Annotated in this window: 21 protein-coding genes; 15 read left to right on the top strand and 6 right to left on the bottom strand. The window is 72.2% G+C overall.

Annotated features, from left to right (window positions below):
• Positions 1-18 precede the first annotated feature (18 nt).
• Together IPJ17_01705 and IPJ17_01700 are read right to left on the bottom strand one after the other, a co-directional pair.
• Positions 19-1,281 (bottom strand): pyridoxal phosphate-dependent aminotransferase, encoded by a 1,263-nt coding sequence (locus IPJ17_01705; GenBank protein ID QQR74334.1) that lies wholly within the window; start codon positions 1,279-1,281, stop codon positions 19-21.
• Positions 1,282-1,290: 9 nt separating this feature from the next.
• Positions 1,291-3,399, bottom strand: coding sequence for a glycosyltransferase family 39 protein (locus IPJ17_01700; protein QQR74333.1), 2,109 nt, complete (start codon positions 3,397-3,399; stop codon positions 1,291-1,293).
• Between the two features lie 191 nt (positions 3,400-3,590).
• Here IPJ17_01700 and IPJ17_01695 point away from each other — a divergent pair, with 191 nt between their 5' ends.
• The 6 genes from IPJ17_01695 to IPJ17_01670 all read left to right on the top strand — a co-directional run bounded on the left by IPJ17_01695 (position 3,591) and on the right by IPJ17_01670 (position 12,439).
• Positions 3,591-4,274 (top strand): acetyltransferase, encoded by a 684-nt coding sequence (locus IPJ17_01695; protein QQR74332.1) that lies wholly within the window; start codon positions 3,591-3,593, stop codon positions 4,272-4,274.
• Positions 4,275-4,343: 69 nt separating this feature from the next.
• On the top strand, positions 4,344-5,558 hold the full coding sequence (locus IPJ17_01690) for an aminotransferase class I/II-fold pyridoxal phosphate-dependent enzyme (protein QQR74331.1): 1,215 nt from the start codon (positions 4,344-4,346) through the stop codon (positions 5,556-5,558).
• Positions 5,555-6,562 carry a glycosyltransferase family 2 protein gene (locus IPJ17_01685; protein ID QQR74330.1) on the top strand — a complete coding sequence of 336 codons (1,008 nt, stop codon included), beginning with the start codon at positions 5,555-5,557 and terminating at the stop codon, positions 6,560-6,562. Before IPJ17_01690 ends, IPJ17_01685 begins: the two co-directional genes overlap by 4 nt.
• A gap of 9 nt (positions 6,563-6,571) precedes the next feature.
• Positions 6,572-7,870 carry an NAD(P)/FAD-dependent oxidoreductase gene (locus IPJ17_01680; GenBank protein QQR74329.1) on the top strand — a complete coding sequence of 433 codons (1,299 nt, stop codon included), beginning with the start codon at positions 6,572-6,574 and terminating at the stop codon, positions 7,868-7,870.
• 173 nt (positions 7,871-8,043) lie between these two features.
• Positions 8,044-10,299 (top strand): protein kinase, encoded by a 2,256-nt coding sequence (locus tag IPJ17_01675; GenBank protein QQR74328.1) that lies wholly within the window; start codon positions 8,044-8,046, stop codon positions 10,297-10,299.
• A 76-nt stretch (positions 10,300-10,375) separates the two neighbouring features.
• Positions 10,376-12,439, top strand: coding sequence for a dehydrogenase E1 component subunit alpha/beta (locus IPJ17_01670; GenBank protein ID QQR74327.1), 2,064 nt, complete (start codon positions 10,376-10,378; stop codon positions 12,437-12,439).
• A gap of 21 nt (positions 12,440-12,460) precedes the next feature.
• Here the strand turns inward: IPJ17_01670 and waaF are convergent, their stop codons facing one another.
• Genes waaF through IPJ17_01650 form a run of 4 tightly spaced genes read right to left on the bottom strand, consistent with a single transcriptional unit; the run spans position 12,461 to position 16,642 of the window.
• Complete coding sequence (waaF, locus tag IPJ17_01665) at positions 12,461-13,465, bottom strand: lipopolysaccharide heptosyltransferase II (protein QQR74326.1); 1,005 nt, start codon at positions 13,463-13,465, stop codon at positions 12,461-12,463.
• Positions 13,462-14,349 carry a lysophospholipid acyltransferase family protein gene (locus IPJ17_01660; protein ID QQR74325.1) on the bottom strand — a complete coding sequence of 296 codons (888 nt, stop codon included), beginning with the start codon at positions 14,347-14,349 and terminating at the stop codon, positions 13,462-13,464. Before IPJ17_01660 ends, waaF begins: the two co-directional genes overlap by 4 nt.
• Positions 14,346-15,386: a tetraacyldisaccharide 4'-kinase gene (gene lpxK / locus IPJ17_01655; GenBank protein QQR74324.1), complete on the bottom strand. Its 1,041-nt coding sequence runs from the start codon at positions 15,384-15,386 to the stop codon at positions 14,346-14,348. Before lpxK ends, IPJ17_01660 begins: the two co-directional genes overlap by 4 nt.
• Positions 15,383-16,642 (bottom strand): 3-deoxy-D-manno-octulosonic acid transferase, encoded by a 1,260-nt coding sequence (locus IPJ17_01650; protein QQR74323.1) that lies wholly within the window; start codon positions 16,640-16,642, stop codon positions 15,383-15,385. Before IPJ17_01650 ends, lpxK begins: the two co-directional genes overlap by 4 nt.
• Positions 16,643-16,774: 132 nt before the next feature.
• On the opposite strand from IPJ17_01650, the gene IPJ17_01645 reads away from it, so the two are divergent.
• From IPJ17_01645 to IPJ17_01605, 9 genes are read left to right on the top strand one after another with little or no spacing between them, the layout of a single operon-like run.
• A complete protein-coding gene (locus tag IPJ17_01645) occupies positions 16,775-17,422 on the top strand; it encodes an RNA polymerase sigma factor (GenBank protein ID QQR74322.1) in 648 nt (215 codons plus the stop codon).
• On the top strand, positions 17,419-17,919 hold the full coding sequence (locus tag IPJ17_01640) for a hypothetical protein (GenBank protein ID QQR74321.1): 501 nt from the start codon (positions 17,419-17,421) through the stop codon (positions 17,917-17,919). Before IPJ17_01645 ends, IPJ17_01640 begins: the two co-directional genes overlap by 4 nt.
• A 28-nt stretch (positions 17,920-17,947) precedes the next feature.
• Entirely contained in the window at positions 17,948-18,718 is a 771-nt protein-coding gene (locus tag IPJ17_01635) for a hypothetical protein (protein QQR74320.1), read from the top strand.
• Between the two features lie 2 nt (positions 18,719-18,720).
• Complete coding sequence (locus tag IPJ17_01630) at positions 18,721-19,932, top strand: type II secretion system F family protein (GenBank protein ID QQR74319.1); 1,212 nt, start codon at positions 18,721-18,723, stop codon at positions 19,930-19,932.
• 28 nt (positions 19,933-19,960) lie between these two features.
• A complete protein-coding gene (locus tag IPJ17_01625) occupies positions 19,961-21,601 on the top strand; it encodes a type II/IV secretion system protein (protein QQR74318.1) in 1,641 nt (546 codons plus the stop codon).
• A complete protein-coding gene (locus tag IPJ17_01620; protein QQR74317.1) occupies positions 21,591-22,556 on the top strand; it encodes a hypothetical protein in 966 nt (321 codons plus the stop codon). The genes IPJ17_01625 and IPJ17_01620 overlap by 11 nt, the downstream gene beginning before the upstream one ends.
• Positions 22,553-23,590: a hypothetical protein gene (locus IPJ17_01615; protein QQR74316.1), complete on the top strand. Its 1,038-nt coding sequence runs from the start codon at positions 22,553-22,555 to the stop codon at positions 23,588-23,590. The genes IPJ17_01620 and IPJ17_01615 overlap by 4 nt, the downstream gene beginning before the upstream one ends.
• A complete protein-coding gene (locus IPJ17_01610) occupies positions 23,587-24,168 on the top strand; it encodes a hypothetical protein (GenBank protein QQR74315.1) in 582 nt (193 codons plus the stop codon). Before IPJ17_01615 ends, IPJ17_01610 begins: the two co-directional genes overlap by 4 nt.
• Positions 24,165-24,779: a hypothetical protein gene (locus IPJ17_01605; protein QQR74314.1), complete on the top strand. Its 615-nt coding sequence runs from the start codon at positions 24,165-24,167 to the stop codon at positions 24,777-24,779. The genes IPJ17_01610 and IPJ17_01605 overlap by 4 nt, the downstream gene beginning before the upstream one ends.
• Positions 24,780-24,797 lie beyond the last annotated feature (18 nt).

Below are 24,797 nucleotides of genomic sequence, written 5' to 3'. Positions count from 1 at the left end.
ATGGGCAACGTCGATCCGCTACACCGTCGGCGTGTGGAAGTCCGGCGCGTTGGCGTTGCTCGACGCGGTGGGGCGTTCGTCGAGGCCGCGGGCGTCGCGGTAGGCGGGGATGGCTTCGGCGAGGATGCGCACCGAGGCTTCGAGGTCGCCGCGCTTGAGCACGTAGGCGATCCGCACCTCGTCGAGCCCGAGCCCCGGGGTGGCGTAGAAGCCCTGGGCCGGGGCGACCATCACCGTGGCGCCGCCGAGCGAGTACTCGCCGAGCAGGAAGCGGGCGAAGTCTTCGCCGTCGAGGATCGGCAGACGGGCGACGAAGTAGAACGCCCCTTCGGGCTTGCGCAGGAAGACGCCGGGGATCTTCGACAGCCCTTCGAAGAGCACGTCGCGGCGGGCCTGGTACTCGGAGACGACGCCGGCGTAGTAGTCGGCCCCGAGCTCGGCGATGCCGAGCGCGGCGAGCTGGGCGAGGCCGGGCGGCGAGAGCCGCCCCTGCGCCATGCGCAGCGCCGCCTGGTAGACGTCGCGGTTGCGCGTCGCCAGGCAGCCGAGCCGCAGGCCGCAGGCCGAGAAGCGCTTCGACAGGCTGTCGACGAGGATCACGTGGTCTTCGACGCCGGCGAGCGTCAGCGCGCTCTCCGCCTTGCGTCCGTCGTAGACGAACTCGCGATAGACCTCGTCGGAGATGAGGAAGAGCCCGTGGGCACGACAGAAATCGGCCACCGCCTCGACCTCGGCGCGGCTGTAGACGGTGCCGGTCGGGTTGTTCGGATTGCAGAGGATCACCGCCCGCGTGCGCGGCGAGCGGGCGCTCTCGAACGCCTCGCGCGGCGGCAGGTGGAAGCCGTCCTCACCGCGCGCGGCGACCGGCACCAGACGCGCGCCGGCCATCGTCGTGAAGGCGAGGTAGTTGGTGTAGAACGGCTCGACCACCAGGATCTCGTCGCCCTCGTTGCAGACGGCGAGCACGGCGAAGAGCACGGCCTCCGAGCCGCCGGTCGTGGCGATCAGCTCGCCGAGCGAGAAGTCGAGCCCGAGCTGGGCGTAGTAGCGCTGCAGCGCGGCGAGAAACTCCGACGTGCCGCCGGAGGGGCTGTAGGCCACGACCTCCGGAACCTGGCCGAGCCGCGCGCGCATCGCCGCGGGAGTCGGCAGGTCGGGTTGGCCGATGTTGAGGTGGTAGACGTGGGTGCCGCGACGCCGCGCCTCGTCGGCCAACGGCATCAGTTTCCGGATGGGAGAGGCCGGCATCAGCCGGGCGCGCTGCGAGACCTGGGGACGCATGTCCCGATTCTAGACCGGACCCTTCTCCGTTCCACCTGGGGCGCTGTCGACCCAGAGGCCGTAGAGCAGGGCGCCGCCCGGTGACTCCCGGCGGACGACGAGCTCGAGCGACAGGGCGGTGGGTCGAGCGAGCGGCAGCGCGAGCTCGTGCACGGTCGGGTTCGTCCCGCTGTGGAGCGGCCAACGTGCCAGCTCGCGCGCGGGGTCCGGGCCGGCCTCGCGTGCGACGAGCTCGACCTCGGCGCCGGCCGCCTCGACGGCGGCGAGACGGAGCGAGACGAGCGCGCTCCCCTCGGGAAACGCCAGGGCGGGGCTCGTCGCCGAGGCTCCCGGGGCGAGGCCCAGGCTCTGGCGATTGAAGCCGCTCTCACCCTGCAGGCGGAGCGTCGAAAAGGGGATCCCGCCGCGCACGCAGGGGAGCGCCAACGCGCCCCGAAGCAGCGGCCGTCGCAGCTCGAGACCCGGATCGACGGCCGGTGAGTCGACGGTGAAGATCTGGTCGGCCGCCAGGCTTCCGGCGAGGGTGCCCGCCGCGCGCCGCAGCGCGTCGAGTCGCTCGGCCTCGGCTTTCGCCCCCGCGGAGGTCGCCCAGGGACGCGACGGCAGGAGCAGGGCCGCCTCCTCGCCCGGGGAGCAGACGAGGTCCTGCAGCGGGCGCACCGTGTAGGGAATCTCGAGGCGGTCGAGGTCGAGCCCGTGGACGTTGAGCTCGCGAGCGATCCCCACCGACCCGACGTGGGAACGGCCAAGCTCGTTGATCCGGTCGATCGCCTGGCTACGGGTGTCGCGGGCGCCACCGACACGGCGGGCGTCGGCGATGCCGCGCGCCGCCGGTGGGAGAGTGGCGAGGAGGAGAAGGACGACGATCGCCTGCCGTCGCCGCGACCTCGCCCCGCCGGAGAGCGCCCAGGCGACCGCCAGGCCGAACGCCATCGCCGCGATGGGATAGCAGACGATCAAATTGCGGTGGAACGGTGCCCGCGTGCCACTCGTCGCCCAGATCACCAGCGGGGCGATCGGCAGCACCACCCAGCTGCGCGCTCGGCGCAAGCCGAGGACGAGGCCGCCGAGTGCGCCGAGCGCCACGCCGAGACCGAGGTTCTCACCGAGCAGCGCGAGGTCGAGTCGGAGGTGGGGCCAGCCTGGGGTGATCGGCACCATCTGGTCGCGATTGCCGAGGTAGGAATAGAGCATCCGCCCGGTGTCGCGCAGGAAGGCCGGCAGATCGAGCACCGCGTACGGGGTGGCGAGGAGGAAGGCCGCGGCGGCGACGCCGGGCACGGCGAGCCAGAGCCAGGGTCGGTAGCCGCGAGCGCGGCGCCAGGCGGCGACGACAAGCGCCCCGGCGGGGATCGCCGCGAAGACCGCGGTGTTGTATTTGGTCGAAATGGCCAGACCGAGCGCTGCGCCGGCGAGCAGCAGGGCTCGCGGCCCGCCCCCGTCGACGAAGACGAGCGTCGCCAGCAGACCGGCGAGGGCCAGGGTGGTCGCCGGGACGTCGGTGGTGATCCAGGCGGAGTGTTCGACGTGGAACGTCGAGGTGGCGAGGACGAAGGCCGCCGCGAGCGCGCCGAAGGCCGCCGCCGATTCGTCGCCGCCGGCGACGCCGTTCCGGCGTGCCAGGCGCCGGGTGAGGGCGAAGGTGAGCGCCACGGCGAGGGTGCCGAAAAGCGCGGTCAGACGACGGTTCCAGAGGTAGAACGAGGGGTGGGAGACCCAGTACGGCTCGTGCTCCGGGTCGCCGGCGAGCCAGTCCTCGCGCGCCCCGTGGAAGCGAATCGCGGTGGGATCGCGCAGCGCCGAGGGATCGTCGTCCGGCAGCTTGGCGAGCGAGAGGTAGTGCAACGCGTCGACGCCGGCGTGGGCGTAGATGATCAGCGAGCCGTAAGAGAAGAAGTGCGGGTTGTAATCGCCGCTGCGCAGGATCTGCAGCGCCCGGTTGGCGATGAACGGCTCATCCCAGTGATGCAGATAGGGCAGACCGCGCTTTCCGGTCTCGGCGCGCAGCGAGAACGCCAGAAGGAGGATCGCGCCGAGGGCGAGGGCGACCCCGTGCGGGCGCCCGGCGGCGACGAGGCGACGGCCGGTCGCGGCGAGCTCGGATGCCCCCCGGCGCACGGCGTCGGAGATCCGGGTGCGCCGCGCCGTGGCGAGGGGAGAGGGTCCGGGTGGCACTGCCGACGAAGCTAGCACAGCGGCGGCGGGCGGCCGGAGCGCTGTCGTGCAGGCCGCTGAGCGACGGGTGCCGAACAGGTAGTCTCCGTTCACGGGACGAAGGAGGGCGAAGCGGGATGGCAGGAGGAGGTCGGATGAGCACCGGCGAGAAGATCGTCATCCTCGGCGCGGGCGGACATGCCCGGGAAATGGTCGATCTCGTCGAGGCGATCAACAGCGAGGGCGGGCGCCACGACGTGCTGGGCTATCTCGTCGACCCCGAGTACGAAGCCGCAGGAAGGGTGATCCGCGACCTTCCGGTGCTCGGCGGGCTCGACTGGCTCGATCGCCGCGCCGGCGAAGTGAGCGTCGTCTGCGGTATCGGCTACCCGCACCTGCGCTACGGGATGGTGCAGCGGGCGGCGGCGCGCGGGGCGCGGTTCGCCTCGCTCGTTCATCCGCGTGCCCAGCTCACGCGGAGGGTCGAGCTCGGCATCGGCGTGGTGATCGCGGCAGGGTGTATCCTGACCAACCAGATCCACCTGGGCGATCACGTTCAGCTCAACCTGAGCACGACGATCTCGCACGACTGCGTGCTCGGCGCATTCGCGAGCACGGCGCCGGGCGTTCATGTGGCGGGCAGTGTGGTTCTGGAGGAGGGGGCGTACCTGAGCACGGGAGTGAGCGTGATTCCGGGAGTCCGCATCGGTCGCTGGTCGGTCGTCGGCGCGGGCGCGGCCGTGGTGCGTGACGTCCCCGCCAACGCCGTCGCGGTCGGCGTTCCCGCAGAGGTCAAGCGGGTACGACCCGAGGGCTGGCATCGCGGAGCGACGCCATGACGGGGCCGGAGCCGGCGGTGTCGCGACGGCAGCCAGCCGAACCGTTCGGCGGGACCTCGGGAGGTCCGGGTGAATAGCGTACGAAGCTCCAGGACGCTCGCTGTGCTCGGCGGAAGCCCGGCATTCGCCGAGCCGCTGCACGTCGGGCGACCCAACATCGGCTCGCGCGAGCGTTACCTGGCGCGCGTCGAGGCGATCCTCGACCGCCGCTGGCTGACCAACAACGGCCCGATGGTCCTCGACTTCGAGGCGGCGATCCGCCAGCGCCTCGGCGTGCGCCACTGCGTCTGCACGAGCAACGCCACGGTGGCGCTCGAGATCGGTGCCCGGGTGCTCGGCCTCGAGGGCGAGGTGATCTGCCCCTCCTTCACCTTCGTGGCCACTGCCCACGCCTTGCAGTGGCTGGGGATCGAGCCGGTTTTCTGCGACGTCGACCTGGACTCGCACGGCATCGACCCGTCGGCGGTCGAGGAACGAATCACCCCGCGCACCACCGGCGTGGTGGGCGTTCACCTCTGGGGGCGGAGCTGTGCGATCGAGCAGCTCGAGGAGATCTGCCGGCGCCGCGGCCTGCGGCTGATGTTCGACGCGGCCCACGCCTTCGCCTGCGATCACGGCGGCCGCTGGATCGGCAACTTCGGCGATCTCGAGGTGCTGAGCTTCCACGCCACGAAGTGCCTCAACAGCTTCGAAGGCGGAGCGATCGTCACCAACGACGACGAGCTCGCCGAGCGCGCCCGACTGCTTCGCAACTTCGGCTTCGCCGGCTTCGACCGCGTCGTCGAGCTGGGAGTCAACGGCAAGATGCCGGAGGTCTGCGCGGCGATGGGCCTGACCAACCTCGAGTCGCTCGACGAGGTGATCGACGTCAACCGGCGGCACTACTCGTCGTACGCAGCCGGACTCGCCGCGCTTCCCGGCTTGCGCGTGCTGCCCTTCGATCCGCTGGCGCGCAACAACTACCACTACGTCGTCGTGGTCGTCGATCCGGTGGCGGCCGGGCTGACGCGCGACGAGATCGTCGCCTTGCTGCATGCCGAGAACGTCCTGGCGCGCCGCTACTTCGCCCCGGGCTGTCACGGCATGGAGCCGTATCGCACCCGTGACCCGGAGGCCGGGCGCCGGCTGCCGAACACCGAGGCGCTCTCGGCGACGGTCTTCTGCCTGCCGTCGGGTACCGCGGTCGGCGAGCGGGACGTCGCCACGGTCGTCGAGCTCCTGGCGGCGGGGCTCGAGGCCTCGGGAGCGGTGCGCGCGGCGCTCGCCGGAAGGAGCGCGAGGTGAGCGCGACGGCGACGAACCGGTCGCCCCTGCCGACGGTGAGCGTGGTCATTCCGGTCTACCAGAACGCCGGCTCGCTGCGGCCGACGAGCGACGCCCTGCGAGCGCTCGCGGCGCGAAACGCGGGCGCCTGGCGGCTCGAGGTGATCTTCGTCGACGACGGCTCGACCGACGGCTCGGCCCGCGAGCTCGCCGAGCTCGCCGCCGAGCGCGACGAGGTGCGGGTCGTCTCGCTGTCGCGCAACTTCGGCCAGGTCCCGGCGCTGGTCGCCGGGCTGGAGCGCGCGAGCGGCGTGGCGACGGTCGTGCTGTCGGCCGACCTGCAGGAGCCGGTGGCACTCGTCGAGCGGATGGTCGAGGAGTGGTCGCAGGGCAGCGAGATCGTCGTCTGCTATCGCGTCGCGCGCTCCGACAGCCTGGTCGCCACCGGCGGGTCGCGGCTCTTCTACAGCCTCATCGCGCTCTCCCACCCGCAGATGCCGCGCGGCGGGTTCGACTTCTTCCTGCTCGGGCAACGGGCGCGGCGGGCGTTTCTCGCGCTGCCGGAGCGGAACCGCTTTCTGCAGGGCGACATCCTCTGGCTCGGCTTCGCGGTCAAGATGCTGCCCTACGAGCGCCAGCCGCGGCCCGTCGGCCGGTCGCAGTGGACGCTCGGCAAGAAGACGAAGTACTTCATCGACGGGCTGCTCAAGACCGCCTACTGGCCGATCCGGGCGATGTCGCTCGTCGGCCTGACGGTCGCGCTCGGGGGCTTCCTGTGGGCGGCGATCATCGTCGTGCGGAAGCTGCTCGGCGGCATCCCGGCGGTCGGCTGGGCGCCGATCATGATCGCCATCCTGGTGGTCGGCGGCGTCATCATGACGATGCTCGGCGTCATCGGCGAGTACGTCTGGCGGATCTTCGACGAAGTGCGCGGGCGCCCGTTGTATCTGGTGGCGCGCGACTCGGCGGAGGACGGAAGCGCGACGCCGGCCGCGAGCCGGCACGACGTCGCGCCCCGGGACTGAGGTCTCCGCGTGGCCGAGCTGTCGTCGCGAGATCCGTCCGGAAGCACGAACCGCCGCCCGCGGGTCGTGATCGTCGGAGCCGGTTTCGGTGGCCTGGCGGTCGCGCGGACGCTGCGCCGCGCGCCCGTGGAGGTCGTCCTGATCGACCGGGCCAACCACCATCTCTTCACCCCGTTGCTCTACCAGGTGGCGACGGCTGACCTCGGTCCGGGCGACATCGCCTCGCCGATTCGCCAGATCCTGCGCCGCCAGCGCAATGCGCAGGTGCTGCTCGCCGAGGCCGAGGGCGTCGACCTCGACGGCCGACAGGTGCAGCTGCGACTTCCGGACGGCGGCCTCCGCCAGGAGCCGTTCGACTTCCTGATTCTCGCCACCGGGGTGCGAGCGAGCTACTTCGGCCATGACGACTGGGAGCGCCACGCCCCCTCGCTCAAGACCCTGCAGGACGCGACGGCGCTGCGCGATCGAGTCCTGGCCGCGTTCGAGCGCGCCGAGCTCGAGCCGGAGGAGGGAGAGCGGCGCGACGAGCTGCTCACCTTCGTGCTGGTCGGCGCCGGGCCGACGGGCGTCGAGATGGCTGGCGCGCTCGCCGAGCTGGCGCGCGAGACCCTGGTGCGGGATTTTCGCCGCATCGACCCGCGCCGGGCGCGCGTCGTGCTGCTCGAGGCGGGGCCGCGGATCCTCCCGGGGTTCGACGAGCGCCTGGCGCGCCGGGCGGCGGCACGACTCGCCGGGATGGGGGTCGAGGTGCGCTGCGGCCGCCCGGTCGAGGCGATCGACGCGGACGGGGTCGTCGTCGGTGGCACGCGGCTCGCGGCGGCGACCGTCGCCTGGACGGCGGGCGTCGCGCCGACGCCGGCGGCGGCCTGGTTGGGTGCGTCGGTCGACCGTTCCGGGAGGGTGCGGGTCGCGTCCGATCTCTCCGTGCCGGGTCGCGGCGAGCTCTTCGCCATCGGCGATGTCGCCTTCGTCGAGCAGGACGGCCGCGCCTTGCCCGGGGTGGCGCAGGTTGCCCTGCAGCAGGGTCGCTACGTCGCGCGGTTGATCGCGGCGCGGCTCGCCGGCGGGCCCGTGCCGCCGCCGTTCCGCTATCGCGATCTCGGCAACATGGCGGTGGTCGGGCGCAACTTCGCCCTGCTCGAGCGCCGCAGCCTGCGGCTCGGGGGCTACCTCGCCTGGCTCGCCTGGGCGCTCGTCCACCTCGAATCGCTGGCGCTCTTCTCCAACCGGCTCGCGGTTTTCACCCGTTGGGCCTGGCAGTACTTCACCCGACAGCGCGGCTCGCGGCTCATTCTCGGCAAGCCCTGACACGGAACGGGCAGCCTCCGGTCGGTCACCAGTCGGAGTGACCGGACCTCCTTCGGCCGGGGCGGGGCTCGATCCTCGCCCCGCTGCCGCGCCCTGCCGGGGCGGCGAACGTCCGCCCCCGGCTCGGGCTAGAATGCAGGCTTCGTGGCTTCACCCGGTAAGAGAGGAGCGGTTTGAGCGCGCGCGAGATCGGTTCGGTCCTGGACGGCAAGTACGAGATCGTCGAACGTCTCGCTGCTGGCGGCATGGGCGAGGTCTTTCGCGTCCGCCACGTCCACCTGCACGAGATGCGGGTCATCAAGATCCTGCGGCAAGACCGTGCGGCCGACCCGTCGGCGATCCAGCGGTTCTCCCAGGAGGCGCGGATCGCCACCCAGATCAAGCACGCCAACGTGGCGATCCTCTACGACTTCTCGCGCCTGCCCGACGGCAGCTTCTACATGGTGTGGGAGCACATCCAGGGCGAGGACGTCAGCTCGTGGCTGCGCGAGAAGGGACCGTTTCCCCTGCAGCTCGCCGTCGAGCTCGGCATCCAGGGACTCCGCGGTCTCGAGGCGATCCACAGCGCCGGGGTGATCCACCGCGACCTTTCTCCCGACAACCTGATGATCACGCGCGACCTCAAGGGTCGCCATCAGGTGAAGATCATCGACCTCGGTCTGGCGAAGAACCTGGCGACGCCGGCTTCCAACCTCGAGATCACCCAGGCCGGCATGTTCATGGGCAAACTGATGTACTGCTCGCCCGAGCAGGCCGGCGGCCTCAAGGAAGGGACGGCGATCGACCACCGGAGCGATCTCTACTCCTTCGGAGCCGTGCTCTACGAGATGATCGCCGGCCTGCCGCCGTTCGATTCGGAGAATCAGCATGGCTTCGTCTTCAAGCGCCTCACCGAGGAGGCGCTGCCGCTGACCACCCGCAATCCGCGGGTGCGCGTGCCGGAAGAGCTCGACCGGGCGGTGCGCAAGGCGCTCGAGCGCGATCGCGACAGCCGCTACCCGGATGCCGTCGCCTTCCTGCAGGCTCTGGTGCGGGTCGCCGACCAGCTTCGCCAGGTGGCGACGCAGGAGTTGCCGGTCCCCGCCGAGGCCGGCGGCGGCCAGCGCGGCGCGACCTCCCGGGCGTCGTCGGCGCCGGTGCCGCTCGCCGCCGCGGCCGGACCGGTGGTGACGGCCCCCGTCCGGCGGCAGTCGACCACCGACCTGACGCGGGAGGAGCGGCTCGAGCTTCTGGCGCAGATCGACCGCGCCGCCAACTCGGCCCGCCTGCTCGAGCGCGCCGAGCACGCGCTCGCCGCCGGCAAGCTCGACGAGGCGAAGGCGCTCGCCAAGCGGCTCGAGGCGGTCAACGCGAAGAACCAGGGGCTCGCCGACCTGCGGCGGCGCATCGCCGAGATCGACCAGGGCGCGCAGCGCGGTGCACGCGAACGCGAGATGGCCGAGCGGCTCGCGGCGATCGACGCGGCGCTCGCCGACGGGCGGGTCGACGAGGCCGATGACCTGCTCGGCGCGGCGGTCGGCGCGTTCGGCGAGTTGCCGGGGCTGGTGGCGGCGCGGGAGCGACTGACGGTCGCACGCGAGGCGAGCGAACGGCAGGAGCGCCTGCGCGAAGCCGAAGCCCTGGTCGAGAAGTACATCAAGGACCGCAAGCAGGCGCTCGCGGAGTTGGCGCTGGACACGCTGCTCGAGATCGCCCCGGATCACCCGAAGCGCCAGGACTACCAGACCTGGGTGCGGATGATCGGCGGTGAGGTCGAGAAGCTCAAGCAGGCCGAGCGGATCCTTGCCACCGGGCGCGAGCAGATCGGCGCCGGCGACTTCCGGGCGGCGCGCCGCCAGCTCGAGGCGATTGAGAAGAGCGACCCGAGCGGCGAGCTCGCCGGGTTGCTGGCGCGGGAGATCGAGGAGGCGGAGGCTCGCGTCCGCCAGGAGTCCGACCTCGCGCGGCGCCGCGAGCGGATGGAGAGCCTGCTCGCCGCGCGCCAGCTCGAGGCCGCCGAACAGGAGCTCGGCGAGCTCGCCGGGCTCGGGCTCCCGCGAGTCGCCGCCGCGACCTATCGCGCGCGGCTCGACGAGATCCGCCTGCAGCAGGCCGGCGAGCAGCAGGCGACTGCGCTCGAAGAGCGTTTCCGCGAGGCGCTCGGCCGCCAGGACTGGTTTGCCGCCCGCGAGATCGTCGAGGAGTACGCCCGCACGGTGCCGGTCTCGCAGCGTCCCGGGGCGATGCTCTCCGAGATCGGCCGTCTCGAGGACCTGCAACGCCGCCGGCAAGGGGTCGAGCAGGGAGCCCGACAGCTCGACAACCTCCTCGACTCGCGCCGCCTCGGCGAAGCCGAGCTGACCCTCAAGGTGCTCCTCGGCCTCGACCCTCACCTGCCGCGCCGCGCCGAGTTCGAAGCGCGCATCGCGCAGTTGCGCCGCGGCGGCTGAGGGCGCCGGCCGGACCCCGCCGGGCAGTCGGGCGGCGGATGATCGTTCCCCCGCCCGCTGCTAGACTCCCGCCCCCGTGAACCTCGTCCCGCGCGACCGCGTCCTCCGTTACGCCTTCATGAAGCTGGCGCGCGACCTCGACGCGCGCTTCGAATCGCTCCTGCTCACCGGGCGGATCTCGAAGTGGTATTCGGAGATCGGCAACGAAGGGGTCACCGTGCCGGCGGGTCTCTCGCTCGAGTCGGGCGACGTGCTCTGTTCGCTGCACCGCGATCTCGGGGCGATCCTCGCCTGCTACCTCGATCCGCCGCGGGCCTTCCCCGAGCTGGGCTTCGGCGAGCCGGACAGCCGGCGGCCCGATCCCGACCGCGTGCTCTACCGCCTCGCCTGTCAGCTGCTCGGCAAGGCGGACGGCTTCTCGCAGGGCGTCGAGCGTTCGTTCCACTACGGCTGGCTCGCCCCCGAGCACGGCATCTACCACGTCGGGATGATCAGCCACCTCGGGGCGATGATCCCGGTGGCCGCCGGGTGCGCCCTGGCCCGCCGGCTCGCCGGCAGCGACCGCGTGGCGATCACCTTCATCGGCGAGGGCGGCACCTCCACCGGCGACTTCCACGAAGGTCTCAACATGGCGGCGGTCTGGAAGCTGCCGCTCGTCCTGGTGGTCGAGAACAACCGCTACGCCTTCTCCACGCCGGCCTACATGCAGTTCGCCGCCGAGAAGCTGTCCGACCGCGGACCCGGCTACGGCGTCGCCGCGGTGACCGTCGACGGCAACGACCCGGACGCGATGGCCGCCGCCTACGCTCGCGCTTTCGCCCGGGCGCGCGAAGGCTGGGGGCCGACGCTCATCGAAGCGCTGGTCGGCCGGATGCGCGGCCACTCGGAGGGTGACGACTCGCTCAAGGTGGTGCCGAAGGAAGAGCATCGCCGCTACGTCGCCGAGGATCCGGTCCCCGGCTACGCGCGCGCGCTCGAGGCTGCCGGGCTGATGCCGGAGGCGCGCCGCGAGGGGATCGACCGGCGTATCGCCACGCTGATCGACCGCGCGCTCGACGCGGCGCTCGGCGCCGGCGAACCGGAGCGCGAGACGGCTCATCGGGCGGTCTTCGCGCCGCTCCTGACCGCGACGGAGCCCGAGCCGGCCCGCGAGCCCGGGAGGCGCAGCGACAGCAAGACGACCTACGTCGACGCGATCCACGAGGCCCTGCGCGAAGAGATGGAGCGCGATCCGACCGTGGTCCTCCTCGGGCAGGACATCGGCCGTTTCGAAGGCGCCTTCCGCGTCACCCGCGGACTCTGGCAACGCTGGCCCGAGCGCGTGCTCGACACGCCGATCGCCGAGAGCGGCACGCTGGGGATCGCCGCCGGGGCGGCGATGCTCGGCTTCCGCCCGGTGGTCGAGATGCAGTTCGCCGACTTCGTCACCTGCGGCTTCAACCAGATCGTCAACGTGCTCGCCAAGCTCTACTACCGCTGGCAGGTGCCCTGTCCAGTCGTGGTGCGCCTGCCCTCCGGGGGCGGCGTCGGCGCCGGGCCGTTCCACTCGCAGAACCCCGAGGCCTGGTTCGCCCACGTTGCCGGACTGAAGGTCGTCTGTCCGGCCACCGCGCGCGACGCCAAGGCGCTGCTCAAGGCGGCGATCCGCGACCCGAACCCGGTGATCTTCTGCGAGCACAAGTTCCTCTACCGGCGGGTGCGCGAGGAGATGCCGGACGGCGAGACGATCGAACCGCTCGGCACGGCGCGCGTCGTGCGCGAAGGGCGCGATCTGACGCTCGTCGGCTACGGCGCGTCGACGTGGACCTGCATCGCCGCCGAGGAGGAGCTGGCCAGGTCGGGAGTGCGCGCCGAGGTCGTCGACCTGCGCACCCTGGTGCCGTTCGACGAGGCGACGGTGCTCGCCTCGGTGCGCAAGACCGGTCGCGTGCTGGTCGTCCACGAGGCCCAGCTCACCGGCGGCTTCGGCGGCGAGGTCGCGGCGCGCATCGCCGACGCGGCGTTCGCCTTCCTCGATGCCCCGGTGCGGCGCGTCGCCTACCCCGACCGCCCGGTGCCCTACGCCCGCCGACTCGAGATCGAGCTCCTGCCCGATGCCCACCGCGTCGTCGCGGCGGCGCGCGAGCTGCTCTCCTACTGATCGCTTCGCCGGTCCGTCTGGCTATCCGGCGAGGATCGCCTCGCACGCCGCCGCCACCTGGTCGACGCCGAGGTCGCGCAGGCAGCGGTGGTGCAGCAGCGGGCAGCGCCGGCGGAAGCAGGGGGAACACCAGCGGTCGGTCGAGAGCACACGATGACCCTCGCCGGCGGGCGCCGTGCGGCGCGGGTCGGTCGGCCCGAAGAGCGCGACGCACGGCACGCCGAGGGCGGCCGCGAGGTGCATCGGTCCCGAGTCGTTCGTCACCAGCAGATCGAGGTGCGAGAGCAGGCCGGCCAACTGGCCGAGATCGAGATCGGGCCCGATCACCGGATGCAGATGACCGCTCTCCTCGTGCACGCGCACCGCCGTCCAGACCTCCTTCGGCCCGGCGACGACGAGCTGCTGGATCCCGGGTCGGCGCCGCCGCAGCTCGGTGGCGAGCGCGGCGAAGCGCTCCCACGGCCAGCGCTTGCTGGCGCCGAACTCGGCCCCGGGGAAGAGTCCGACGAGCGGCCCGGCCTGCGGCGCGAGGTGAGCTCGCTCGAGCCGTTCGCGTCCGCGCTCGGCGAGCGCGGCGCTCGGGGTGAGCCGCGGGATCCAGGTCGCTGGCGCGTCGACGCCCATGGCGGCGAGCAGCTCGGCGTAGTCGGCGATCTGCGGGCGCACCGGGCGCTTCGCCGGCCGCCGGGTGGCCGGGGCGAGGAGCGCGCCGCGGAAGTCGCCGCGGTAGCCGTGCCGACGCGGGATGCCGGCGCGCCAGGGCAGATACGCCGAGCGGAAGGAGTTGGGCAGCACCACCGCCTCGTCGCAGCCGGCAGCGCGGATCGCCGAGAGCGTGGCCTCGTCGTCGGCGACCCGTTCGAGCGTCCCGGAGAGATCCGGGAAGACCGAGAAGAGCGGCACGAGCCCGCGCTTGGCGAGCACGACGACCGGGCGACCGCTCGCCGCGAGCGCCGACAGCACCGGCTGGGCCATGACGCAGTCGCCGACCCAGTTCGGCACGACGACCAGGGTGCGGCCGCTCACGCGAACCCCTTCCAGCGTTCGTGGAGCCAGAACCAGCTCTCCGGCCGGAGGCGGATGGCCTCGGCGACGACCTCGAGGCAGCGTTCGGTCAGGGCGAGGACCGTCTCGTCGTTCTCGCTTCCTTCCGGGACGAGCGGCGTCAGGAACCGCATCGCGTAGCGGCCGTCCGGCAGGTGATCGCCGAATGCCGGCACGATCGGTGCGCCGGTGCGCAGCGCGAGGCGGGCGAGCAGCGGGCTCGTCCAGCAGGGGGTGCCGAAGAACGGCACGGCGATCCCCTCGTGTGGCTTCACCCGCTGGTCGATGAGCATGCCGACACGGCCCTCCTCCTTGAGCACGCGCAGCATCCGGCGCACCGAGCCGTGCTTGGCCAGCGAGACGTTGCCGAAGCGCGTCCGCAGGCGTTGCAGCTCGCGGTCCATCCACGGATTGTCGGCCGGGCGGCCGACCGCCTGGAGCGGGCCGTGCAAGGCGCCGACGGTCAGCGCGACGACCTCCCAGTTGCCGAGGTGGGCGCCCATCACCAGGACGCCGCGCCCCATCGCCTCGGCGTCGCGCAACACCTCCCATCCACTGACGTCGACCCGCCGGCAGAGCTCGGCCCGGTCGAAGCGCTGAATCGAGATGGCGTCGGCAAAGGTCGCGCCGGTGTGGCGGAAGGCACGCCGGGCGAGCGCGGCGCGGTCGTCGTCGTCGAGCGCCGGAAAGGCGAGCCGCAGGTTGTGCTCGACGACACGCCGGTGGCGAGCGTCGAGCCGATGGAGGATCCCCCCCAGGGACGCTCCGCAGGCCCGGCTGCCGGCGTGCGGCAGCCCGCGCAGCAGCGCCTTGACGGCGAGATAGCCGCCGAGCTCGAGGCGATGGCGAACCGGCGCGTTCTTCATCCGGCGATCCGTCGCAACGCACCGTCGAGCCAGGCCCAGAAGGCCGCCTCGGGGGCGGCCGAGACCGGTAGAACGGCGATCGGCAAGCCGAGGCGATCGCCGAGCTTGACCTGGTCCTTGGCGGTGGTGAGCACCATCGTCGCGCCGGAGCGACCGAAAGCGAGCCGGATGGCGCGGAGGCTCGGCTCGGGGTAGGCATGGTGGTCGGCGAAGAGCTGCGTTCCGGCGACGCGCATGCCGCTGGCGGTCGCCGCGGCGAGGAACCGCTCCGGACGGGCGATGCCGGCGACGAGGAGGACCGGGCTCCCCGCGGCGAGGGGCTCTCCGTGCTCGGCTCGGTGCGGCTGGCCGATCGCCGTCGGACAGGCGAATCCGGGCCCGACGAAGCCGAACGGCGCAAGCGCCGCGGCGACCGCGCGGGCCCCCTCGGGGGAGGCCGTCGCTCCGGTGAGCAGGAGCGCGTGGGCGTGCCGTGCGCTGGCGAGCGGCTCGCGCAGCCGTCCGGACGGCGGAAGACGGCCGCCGCCGAACGGGTCGCTTTCGGGAACCGCCAGCAGATCGAGGTCGCGCGCGAGCTGCACATGGGAGAAGCCGTCGTCGAGCAGGAAGAGGTCGGGCGGCGGTTCGAGCGTGGCGAGCGCCAAATGGCCGGCAGCGGCCCGGTCGCGCCCGACGGCCACGGCGACGCCGGGAAGCGCCAGGGCGAGCGCCACCGGCTCGTCGCCGGCCAGCTCCGCGGTGACGAGCGGACCGTCTCCCCGGGAGACCAGCAGCGGCTTGCGCGTCGAGCCGCGGTAGCCGCGCGAGAGCACGGCGACGGCGCGCCCCTGGTCGCGCAGGTGCGCTGCCAGCGCCGCGGTGAGCGGCGTCTTGCCGGTGCCGCCCCAATGAAGGTTGCCGACGCTCACCACCGGACGGGGCAACCGGCGGGCCCGCGTCGCGGCGCGTCGCCGTCGCCAGGCGTGGGCGGCGGTGTAGAGGCGCTGCCAGGGAGAGCGCGGCGCCCGCGGCGCGGCGGCGAGGGGTGGGGCGCTCATGGCGTGGGCGCCGGAGCGGCGAGCGGGAGGTGCCGGGCGAGCAGCGCGAGCGTCCGGTCGAGTGCCCCGCGGTTTTCGTCGACGAGGCGACGGCCCCGTTCGCCGACGGCGCGGCCGAAAGCTGGATCGGCGCCGAGAGCGCGCCAGAGCTCGCCGAGCTCGCGCCCGTCGCCGACGCGCCACCAGGCCTCGGCGCGATCGAACGCCTCGGCGATCTCGCGGAAGTTCTCCATCGACGCGCCGACGGCGACCGGGACGCCGAAGCGGGCCGCTTCGAGCGGATTGTGCCCGCCGCGCGGCACCAGCGTGCCGCCGATGAAGGCGGCGCCGGCGAGCCGATAGAGACCGGCGAGCTCGCCGAGGCTGTCGAGGACGACGATCGGGGGCCGACCCGTGTCGGGAAGGGCGCTCCGCCGTACCGTCGCCGGGAAGCGCGAGGCGGCGACTGCGGCGACGACCTCCCAGCGCTCGGGGTGGCGTGCGGCGAGCACCAGCATCACCGCATCCGGGTCCGCCATGGCGAGCGCATCGAGCACCGCCTCCTCCTCGCCGGGCATCGTCGAGCCGGCGACGACGATCGTCCGGCCGGCCGCCAGGGCGAGCAGCCGCGCCTCGAGCTCGGGGTGACTCGGCGGCTCGGGCGTCTCGTACTTGAGGTTGCCGGTCACCTCGACCCGGGTGGCGGGCACGCCGAGCGCCAATAGCCGGTCGCAGTCGGCGGCGGTCTGCATGCCGAAGGCGTCGACCGGGTCGAGCAGCGGACCGAGCAGCGGGCGGAGACGGCGGAGGCGGGCGAAGCTCCGGTCGCTCACCCGGCCGTTGACCACGACGATCGGCAACGCCCGCCGGCGGGCTTCGCGCAGAACGAGCGGCCAGAGGTCGCCTTCGGTGAGCACCAGGGCCGTCGGGGCGAGTCGGGAGAAGAAGCGCCGGACGGGTCCCCCGAGCTCGAACGGCAGGTACCCGATACCGGCGCGACGGCCGAGCTGGGCCTGGGCGCGCTCCTGGCCGGTCGAGGTCACCGTCGTGACGAGCAGTGGGAGCTCCGGCGGCAGGGCGCGAATCAGGGTGGCAGCCACGCCGACCTCGCCGACCGACACCGCGTGGATCCAGATCGCGCCCCGCGGGCCTTCCGGCAGGCGCCGGGCGAACCGCGCCCGCACCGCCGGCAGGTAGTGGCGCCCCCGTCGCGCCAGCAGGACCGGACCGACGAGGAGGAGGAGGACGAGGACCAGCGCCTGGTAGAGAAGCCACATGGCGGGAGCGGCGAGTATAATCGCCCACCCCCGGGGCAGCAGGGAGGCAGCGGGGCTTCTCCAGGCCGGACGACCCCGACGAGCGGTCATGGACGCCGCCCGCCGGTCGCGCGTATAAGCTCCGAGAGACGCATGAGGCCCCAACTCGCCTTTTCCGCCAGCCAGCACCGCGTTCGCCTCGCCGAGGCGACCGACCGGGATCTGCTCGCCTCGTTGGCGAAGGACGACGAGCGGGCGCTCGAGGAGTTGATCGCTCGCAAGACGCGGCCGCTCGTCGCCCTGGTCGCCCGGCTGCTCGGCGACGAGGAGGAGGCCCGCGACGTCGTCCAGGTCACCTTCCTCAAGCTGTGGGAGAACCGCCGCCGCTTCGACGAGCGCTGGAGCCCCAACACCTGGATCTACCGCATCGCCACCAACCTGGCGATCGACCATTGGCGCTCGCGCAAGAGCCGCGAACGCGGCAACGAGCCGTTCCGCCTGCACCTCATGCGGCGGGCCGAGACGCGCGCCCTGCACGACCTGGCGAGCCTCGAAGAGAACGAGGTCGACGCGATCTTCCGCGAGCTCGCCGCCGAGCTTCCCGAAAAGCAGCGCACCGTCTTCCTGCTGCGCGAGGTCGACGGACTCTCGTCGCAGGAGGTGGCGGAGATCGCCGGCTGCGAGGAGTCGACGGTGCGCAACCACCTGTTCAATGCGCGCAAGGTCCTGCGCCGTGAGCTCGTCAAACGGTACCCGGAGTACGCCGAAGGCCGGCAACCGACCTCCGGAGGTGGCGCGTGAGCTGTCCCGACTGGCGAGCGGCGGTGGCGGCGCGGGGGCGCGATCCGTTCGATGATCCGCCGGGATGGAGCGAGGTGCGCTCGCATCTGAACAGCTGCGCCTCCTGCCGCCGCGCCGCGCTCGCCGTCGATCCGTTGCTGCTCTTCCAGCGGCTGACCACGCCGGCGGTGAGCGACGCCGAGGTCGCTTCGATGCAGCAGGGCGTGGCGGCGCTGATCCGCGCCGGCCGCGTGGGTCGGCAGAGCGGCGGGCGCCGGGCCCTCGCCGTCCGCGTGGCGGCGGCTGCGGCGCTCGTCGCCGCGGTGCTGACGGTCCAGCCGACGCGTGTGCCGGAGGGGGCTGTCTCGGCGGACCGCGAAGCGTGGGCGGCCGTGTCGGCCAGCCTGCCGGTGCAGCCGCTGATCGACGAGGTCGACTCGGAGCAGGCGCGGGTCTACGAGCTGAGCTCCGACGGGGTGGCGGTGGTCATGGTGGTCGACGCCAACCTCAACGTGTGACGCCTCCGTCCCCTCGGCGAACCTGACGATGCACGGCACCGGTCTGACCTCGCGCGGTCTCGGCTCCCTCCTGGGCTCCTGCGGTCTGCTGCTGGCGCTCGGCGCCACCGCGCTCGGCGCGCAGAACGGACGGACCGCCCCGGGGCGCGCGGCGGTGGTCTCGTCCTACAGCTTCGCGCTCCGCCATCAGTCGGCGGAGGACGCGATGGCCCTGGTCCGACCGCTGCTGTCGCCGAGCGGCCGGATGGAGCTCGAGAGCGACGGGCGGACGCTGGTGATTCACGACAGTCTCCCGGTGCTCTCGCGCATCGTCCCGCTCCTGCGCAGCTTCGATCACCCGGCGGCGCCGGTTCGCCTGCGGCTGCAACTGGTCCTGGCCGGGCGACGCTCGATGGGCGTCGGCGTGCCGGGAGTTCCCAGCGGGCCGGCGTTGGTGAGCCCCGTGCTGCAGGAGCTCGAAGGCGACCTCGCCGAGCGCCTGCGCCGGTTGCTGAGCTTCGACTCCTACAGCCTGCTGTCGGAGACCCGGCTCGAGGCTCGCGAGGGCGACCAGGTCGGGTACGAATTCCGCAACGGCTACCGGGTGGAGTTCCGGCTCGGCACCGTGGTGCCCGGGCAGCGTCTCAAGCTCCACGGCTTCCGGGTCTTGCGCGAGGGCACGGCAGAGCCGCGCGAGCTGATCCACACCTCCGTCAATCTGCCGCTCGCCCAGCCATTCATCCTCGGCCTGACGCGCGACGAAGGGAGCCAGTCCGCGCTGCTCGTCGTGATGTCCTACGAGCCGGCCGAGGGGAGCTAAGGGTGCAGTTCGTCTGCCGGGTGGGCACCGCCGACGGCCGGGTGGTGCGCGAGACCCATGAGGCACGCGACGAAGCGCTCCTGCGCCACGAGCTCGAGCGGCGCGGGCTGCAGGTCTTCTCGGTCGAGAAGCGTCTCGGCCTGAGGCTGCCCTGGCGCGGCGGTGCGCCGCGCCGCCGCCGCATCTCCTCCCAGTCGTTGATGGTCTTCAACCAGGAGCTGGCGGCGCTGCTGCGGGCCGGGCTGCCGCTGATGCAGGCGCTCGACCTGATGCTCGAGCGGCTCAAGGACGCGGAGTTCCGCGGCGTCCTCACCGAGGTGCGCGACAAGGTCAAGTCCGGCGTCGAGCTCTCGGACGCCTTCGCCTCGTTCGGCGACGTCTTCCCGCCGCTCTACGCCTCGACGCTCAAGGCCGGTGAGCGCACCGGCGAGCTCGAGCAGGTCCTGCGGCGCTTCGTGCGCTACTTGCAGCTCGTGCTCGCGGCGCGCAAGCGCGTCGTCTCGGCCCTGGTCTACCCGGCGGTGCTGGTCGGGCTCTCGGTGGCGCTGATCTTCGTCATGGCCATCTTCGTCCTGCCGCGATTCACCATCTTCTACGAGTCGATGGACGTTCGGCTGCCGCTGCTCACCCGGATGACCATCGGCTTCTCGGTCTTCCTGCGCCAGAACCTCCTCTGGCTCGCTCTCGGCGTCGCCGCGGCCGTCGTCGCCGCGCGGCGCTGGCTGCGCACCCCCGAGGGCCGGGTCACGGCGGACCGCATTCGACTGCGGCTGCCGTTCCTCGGTCCGGTCTTCCATCGTTTCGCCCTGGCGGAGTTCTGTCGTTCGCTCGCCACGCTGCTCGCCGGCGGCATGCCGCTCGTCCCGTCGCTCGAGATCGCCAACGCGGCGATCGGCAACCTCTGGGTGCGGGCCAAGGTCAAGCCGGCGGTGCAGCAGGTGCGGGAGGGGCGGCCGTTCTACGCGGCGCTCGAGGACACCACGATCTTCACCGACATGTCGATCGACATGGTCAAGGTGGGCGAGGCGACCGGGGCTCTCGATGCCATGCTCAGCAACGTGGCAGACTTCCTCGACGACGAGGTCGAGACGCGGATGCAGCGCATCCTCTCGCTGATCGAGCCGCTGATGCTCGTCTTCATGGGAGTGATCGTGGCGTTGCTGCTGGTCTCGGTCTATCTTCCGATGTTCGAGATCCTGGGGCAGATCAAGTGAGAGCATCGACCGGGTGGAGGGGGCGAGCATGAGCGTGGACAGTGCGCGTCAGGCGCCGGAGTCGGCGCGCGAGGCCCAGCGCGCCCTGCTGGCCAACGAGCGCCAGCGGGCCGAGGACCTGGCGAACCGGCTGCGGCTGCCGTTCGTCGACCTGGCGCGCGTCCGCATCGACAGCGCCCTCTTCCATTCGCTGCCGTTCGACCTGATGCTGCGTTACGGCTTCGTGCCGCTCGAGCAGCTCGCCGGCCGGCTGCGGGTGGCGATGAAGGACCCGTCGGACGTCACCCGCCTCGACGAGCTCGAGCTGCTGGTCGGCCAGCCGGTCGAAGCGGAGGTGGCGGCGGCACCGGCGATCGACGACGTGCTGCAGAAGGCGGAGAGCTCGCAGCGGGTGCTCGAGGAGGCCACCGAGGATTTCCGCATCCAGCTCGTCCAGGAGGACGAGGAGGGCGGCGAGGTCCTGTCGATCGACCGCATCACCGCCGACGCCTCGCCGATCATCAAGCTGATCGACTCGACGCTCTTCAACGCCATCCAGCGCCGCGCCTCGGACATCCATATCGAGAGCGGCGACCACGAGGTGGTGATCAAGTACCGCATCGACGGCGTCCTCTACCAGGCGATGGACCCGATCGACAAGCGGCACCACCAGACGATCATCAGCCGCATCAAGGTGATGTCCGAGCTCGACATCGCCGAGAAGCGGGTGCCGCAGGACGGACGGTTCAAGCTGCGTCTGAAGGGTCGCACCATCGACTTCCGCGTCTCGATCATGCCGTCGGTGCACGGCGAGGACTGCGTCATCCGCATCCTCGACAAGGAGTCGATGAACAAGGAGTTCAAGAACCTGCGCCTCGACATCCTCGGTTTCGACGAGGAGACGATGAAGAAGGTGCGCAAGTTCATCCGCGAGCCCTACGGCATGGTGCTGGTCACCGGCCCGACCGGCTCGGGCAAGACGACCACGCTCTACGCCTGCCTCGCCGAGATCCAGTCGCCCGAGGACAAGATCATCACCATCGAGGATCCGGTCGAGTACCAGCTCAGGGGGATCACCCAGATCCCGGTCAACGAGAAGAAGGGGCTGACCTTCGCCCGCGGCCTGCGCTCGATCCTGCGGCACGACCCGGACAAGATCATGGTGGGCGAGATTCGTGACGAGGAAACGGCGCAGATCGCCATCCAGTCGGCCCTGACCGGCCACCTGGTGTTCACCACCGTCCACGCCAACAACGTGGTGGACGTGCTGGGGCGCTTCCTCAACATGAAGGTGGACCTCTACAATTTCGTGTCGGCGCTCAACTGCGTGCTCGCCCAGCGCCTGGTGCGCCGGATCTGCCCGCACTGCCGGCGGCCGGCGCGGGTCTCGAAACAGACGCTCGAGGAGTCCGGTCTCTCGCCGACGCTCTATGCCGATCAGGTGTTCTACGAAGGGGCCGGATGCCTCGAGTGCAACGGCACCGGGTTCCTCGGCCGCCTGGCGGTCTCCGAGCTGCTCGACCTGTCGGATCGCATCCGCGAGCTGATTCTCGAGCGCCGGCCGGCCTCGGAGATCAAGCGCGCCGCCAAGGAGGAGGGGATGCGGTTCCTCCGCGAGTCGGCGCTGGAGAAGGCACTGCAAGGGGTCACGACGCTCCGTGAGATCAACAAGGTCACCTTTGTGGATTGAGAGACTGCTCGGCCTCGAGCCGCGCCCGGCGCCGCCCCACGTCTTCGGGGTCGAGCCCGGGCGGCTGCGCTATGCCGGCTTCGGGCGCGAGGGGCGTGTCCACCAGTTGCGGGAGGAGCACGCCGTGGCGCTCGACGGGAGCCTCTGGGCGCCGGTCCACCCGGGCTTCGCCCCGCGCGAGGTGGCGCAGATGGCCGAGCGTGTCGGCGAGTTGCTCGAGCGCGTGTCGGGCGGCGTCAAACAGGCCTCGCTGGTGTTGCCCGACGACTGGCTGCGGCTCGCGTTTCTCGAGCTCGGCGAGCTGCCGCGCGATCCCGGCGAGCGCGACGAGGTCCTGCGCTTCAAGCTCAAGCGCTTGGTGCCGTTTCGTGTCGACGAGCTCCGGATCACGGCGGTCGAAGTCCCCCCCCTCGCCTCGCCGCAAGAGCCGGTGCGGGCCCTGGTAGGCTTCGCGGCCGAGGCGGGCCTGGCCCGTTTCGAGGAGGCTTTCGAGCGGCACGGCGTGCATCTGGGGCGGATCACCAACCGCAGTCTCGCCGCCAGCGCGGCGCTCCTTGCCGGGATGGCGGACGGGGAGCGCGATCTGCTGCTGCTCTCGGCCCAAGCGGAGGGTTTCTCGTTGGTGGGATGGCAGGGCGGCTCGCCGGTGCTCTTCCGGCAGAAAGCGGTGCCGGTCGACTGGGACGAGGCGACCCGGGCGGAGATGCTCGTCCGTGAGCTTCGCCTCACCCGTGCGTTCGTCGAGGAGCGGCTCGGCGACCTGCCGCTCGGTCGCGTCGTCGTGGCGGCGGACCGATCCCAGGAAACGGCCTGGTGCGACGCGGTGACGGAAGGGCTCGATGCCGAGCCGGTTCCCCTGCGCGCCGGGCTGCTGCCGATCGCCGGGCTGCGCGAAGGGTCGAACTGGGTCGAGCTCGCGCCGCTGCTCGGGGCCGCCTGCGAGGAGGTGGAGTGAGCCTGAACCTCGCGCGCCGCCCGTTCGTCAACAGCCGTCCGATCACCCGGTTGGCGGTCGTCCTCTGGCTCGCCGGGGGAGCGCTCGCGCTGTGGAACGGGGCGGAGATCTGGCGCCTCTCGAACACCCTCGGCGAGCGCCGGCACGCGCTGGCCGAGATGGAGGCTCGCGCCGTCGCCGGGCAGCAGAGAATCGCCGCGCTGCAGACCGAGCTGCGAGGCATCGACCTCGTCGCCGAGAACGAACGCAGCGGCTTCCTCAACCGCGAGATCGACCGGCGGACCCTCTCCTGGACCGCGCTCTTCCAGCGCCTCGGCGAAGTCCTGCCGCGCCAGGTCCGATTGGTCCAGATCGTCCCGACGCTCGCCTCGCCGGCGCAGCGCCGGGGGCCGGTGCGCGGGGCGGCGGCCAGCGGCTGGATCTCCCTGGGGCTCACCGGCTACGCCGAGAGTGACGAGGCGCTGCTCGACTTCGTCGACGCGCTCTTCGCGCATCCGGCCTTCGCCTCGCCTGACCTGCAGCGCGAATCGGTGCCGGCCGGCCAGCCGATCCAGTTCGAGCTCCGGGTCGACTATCGGCCACTCGCGGCTCCCGCCGGCGAGAAGGTTTCCTCACGGCCCACCACGGCAGGCGCTGCGGCGGCAAGGTCCGACATCGCCACGCTGCCGGCGGCGGGGCGCGAGCCCGAGCCCGCACGCCCCGGCGGGTCGATCGCGCCGCCGGCCGGTGGAGCGCGGGCCGTGCCGCTCGCTCCGGTGGGCGGGGCGGGCGCCGCGCCCGCGACGATCGGCGAGGTTGCGGTGCCGGAGAATGCTCCGGTCCCGGGACAGGCCTCCGGCGCCGAGCCCGAGCCGTCGAGCGCCCGCTGGGCGCCGCGGGTCTCGACCGCGGTCGAGAGCGGCGCCGTCGGCGGGTGGGGTGAGGCACCGGCCGCCAACCTCCCGGTCGCCGGGGGTGCGCCGAGCGCGCCCCGGCGCGGCCAGGTGCCGCTGCCGCTCGGTCCGGCGGCGTCGGCGACGCGGAGGCTGCGATGAGGACCCGGGGCGAGATCTGGCTGTCGCGGGCCTCCCTCTGGGTCCCCGCGTTGGTCTTCCTGGCGGCGAACGCCGCGCTCTTCGCCTTCCATCGAGGGCTGTTGGCCACGCGGGTGGAAGGATTCGAGGCCCGCTACCGGGAGACGGCACAGCAGGCCGAGCGGCTCGAGCGGCAGGCCGGCGAGCTCTCGACGCGCCTCGGCGAGGTGCGAGGCAACGACGAGCGCCGCGAGCAGCTCTACCGCGACTGGTTCGCCACGCCGGATCAGCGTCTGACCGCGAGCATCGCCGAGGTCAAGCAGTTGGCGTCGCGATCGGGCCTCGAGATCCGCGCGATCAGCTATCCCCAGGAGATGATCGCCGACTACGGTCTCTCCCGTCGCTCGTTCCGCTTCTCCGTCGAAGGGAGCTATCCGGCCCTGCGGCAGCTCGTCTACCTGATCGAGATGACACCTTCCTTCCTGGTGCTCGAGCGGATCCAGGTCGGCGAGGTGCGACTCGGGGGCGACCTGCGGGCCGAGCTCGAGCTGTCCACCCTGTTCTCCGCCCAGGAGGCGGCCGGGAGGCCGTCGTCGTGACCCCGGCCCGACGGCAACAACTGCTCTTCGTGCTGCTGGCGGTGGCGTTGTCGCTGGCGCTCTACCGGTGGCTGCCCGCCCTGGTTCCCGAAGCGCCGCCGGCGCCGCTGCTCGAAACGCGTCCGCCCGCGCAGGGACGGGGCGGTCGCCAGCCGGTGGTGGCCGGCAAGAGCGGCCTCGAGGTCGCCGAGGTGGTCGAGCTGCGCCTGAAGGATCTCGATGTCGAGCCGAGCGAGTTCCGGGTCGGTCGGGATCCGTTCCGCTTCGGCGCGGCGCCGACCCCGCCGCCACCCCCTCCGCCGACGGCCGCCGAGCTCGCGGCGATGGAGGAGGCGCGACAGGTCGCCGAGCAGCGGCAGCGGCAGCGTGCGATCGAGGAGGCCAAGCCTCGCCCGCCTGCCTTCGACCTGACCTACCTCGGCAGTTTCGGGCCGCCGGGCCGGCGGGTCGCTGTGTTCAGCGACAAAACCAAGCAGGAGATCCTCAACGCCCGTCGCGGCGAGGTCCTGCGAGGCAAGTTCATCCTCGACGAGATCGGTCTCGAGTCGGTCTCGCTCAAGTTCGTCGGCTTCCCCCAGGTGCCCGCGCAGCGCGTCGGCATCGGCGGTTAGGGCCGGAGGGGAAGGAGA

Source organism: Holophagales bacterium (genome assembly GCA_016699405.1).
GTDB lineage: Bacteria > Acidobacteriota > Thermoanaerobaculia > Multivoradales > JAGPDF01 > JAAYLR01.
Note: the sequence above shows the minus strand (reverse complement) of the source record. Positions and strands in the feature narration are given on the sequence as shown.

Excerpts from the sequence above, each read along its gene's own strand:
- IPJ17_01625 (QQR74318.1), top strand. The coding sequence starts at position 19,961 with ATGAGCGTGGACAGTGCGCGTCAGGCGCCGGAGTCGGCGCGCGAGGCC.
- IPJ17_01635 (QQR74320.1), top strand. The coding sequence starts at position 17,948 with ATGCACGGCACCGGTCTGACCTCGCGCGGTCTCGGCTCCCTCCTGGGC.
- lpxK (QQR74324.1), bottom strand. The coding sequence starts at position 15,386 with ATGAGCGCCCCACCCCTCGCCGCCGCGCCGCGGGCGCCGCGCTCTCCC.
- IPJ17_01695 (QQR74332.1), top strand. The coding sequence starts at position 3,591 with ATGAGCACCGGCGAGAAGATCGTCATCCTCGGCGCGGGCGGACATGCC.
- IPJ17_01650 (QQR74323.1), bottom strand. The coding sequence starts at position 16,642 with ATGTGGCTTCTCTACCAGGCGCTGGTCCTCGTCCTCCTCCTCCTCGTC.
- IPJ17_01645 (QQR74322.1), top strand. The coding sequence starts at position 16,775 with ATGAGGCCCCAACTCGCCTTTTCCGCCAGCCAGCACCGCGTTCGCCTC.
- IPJ17_01660 (QQR74325.1), bottom strand. The coding sequence starts at position 14,349 with ATGAAGAACGCGCCGGTTCGCCATCGCCTCGAGCTCGGCGGCTATCTC.
- IPJ17_01705 (QQR74334.1), bottom strand. The coding sequence starts at position 1,281 with ATGCGTCCCCAGGTCTCGCAGCGCGCCCGGCTGATGCCGGCCTCTCCC.
- IPJ17_01610 (QQR74315.1), top strand. The coding sequence starts at position 23,587 with ATGAGGACCCGGGGCGAGATCTGGCTGTCGCGGGCCTCCCTCTGGGTC.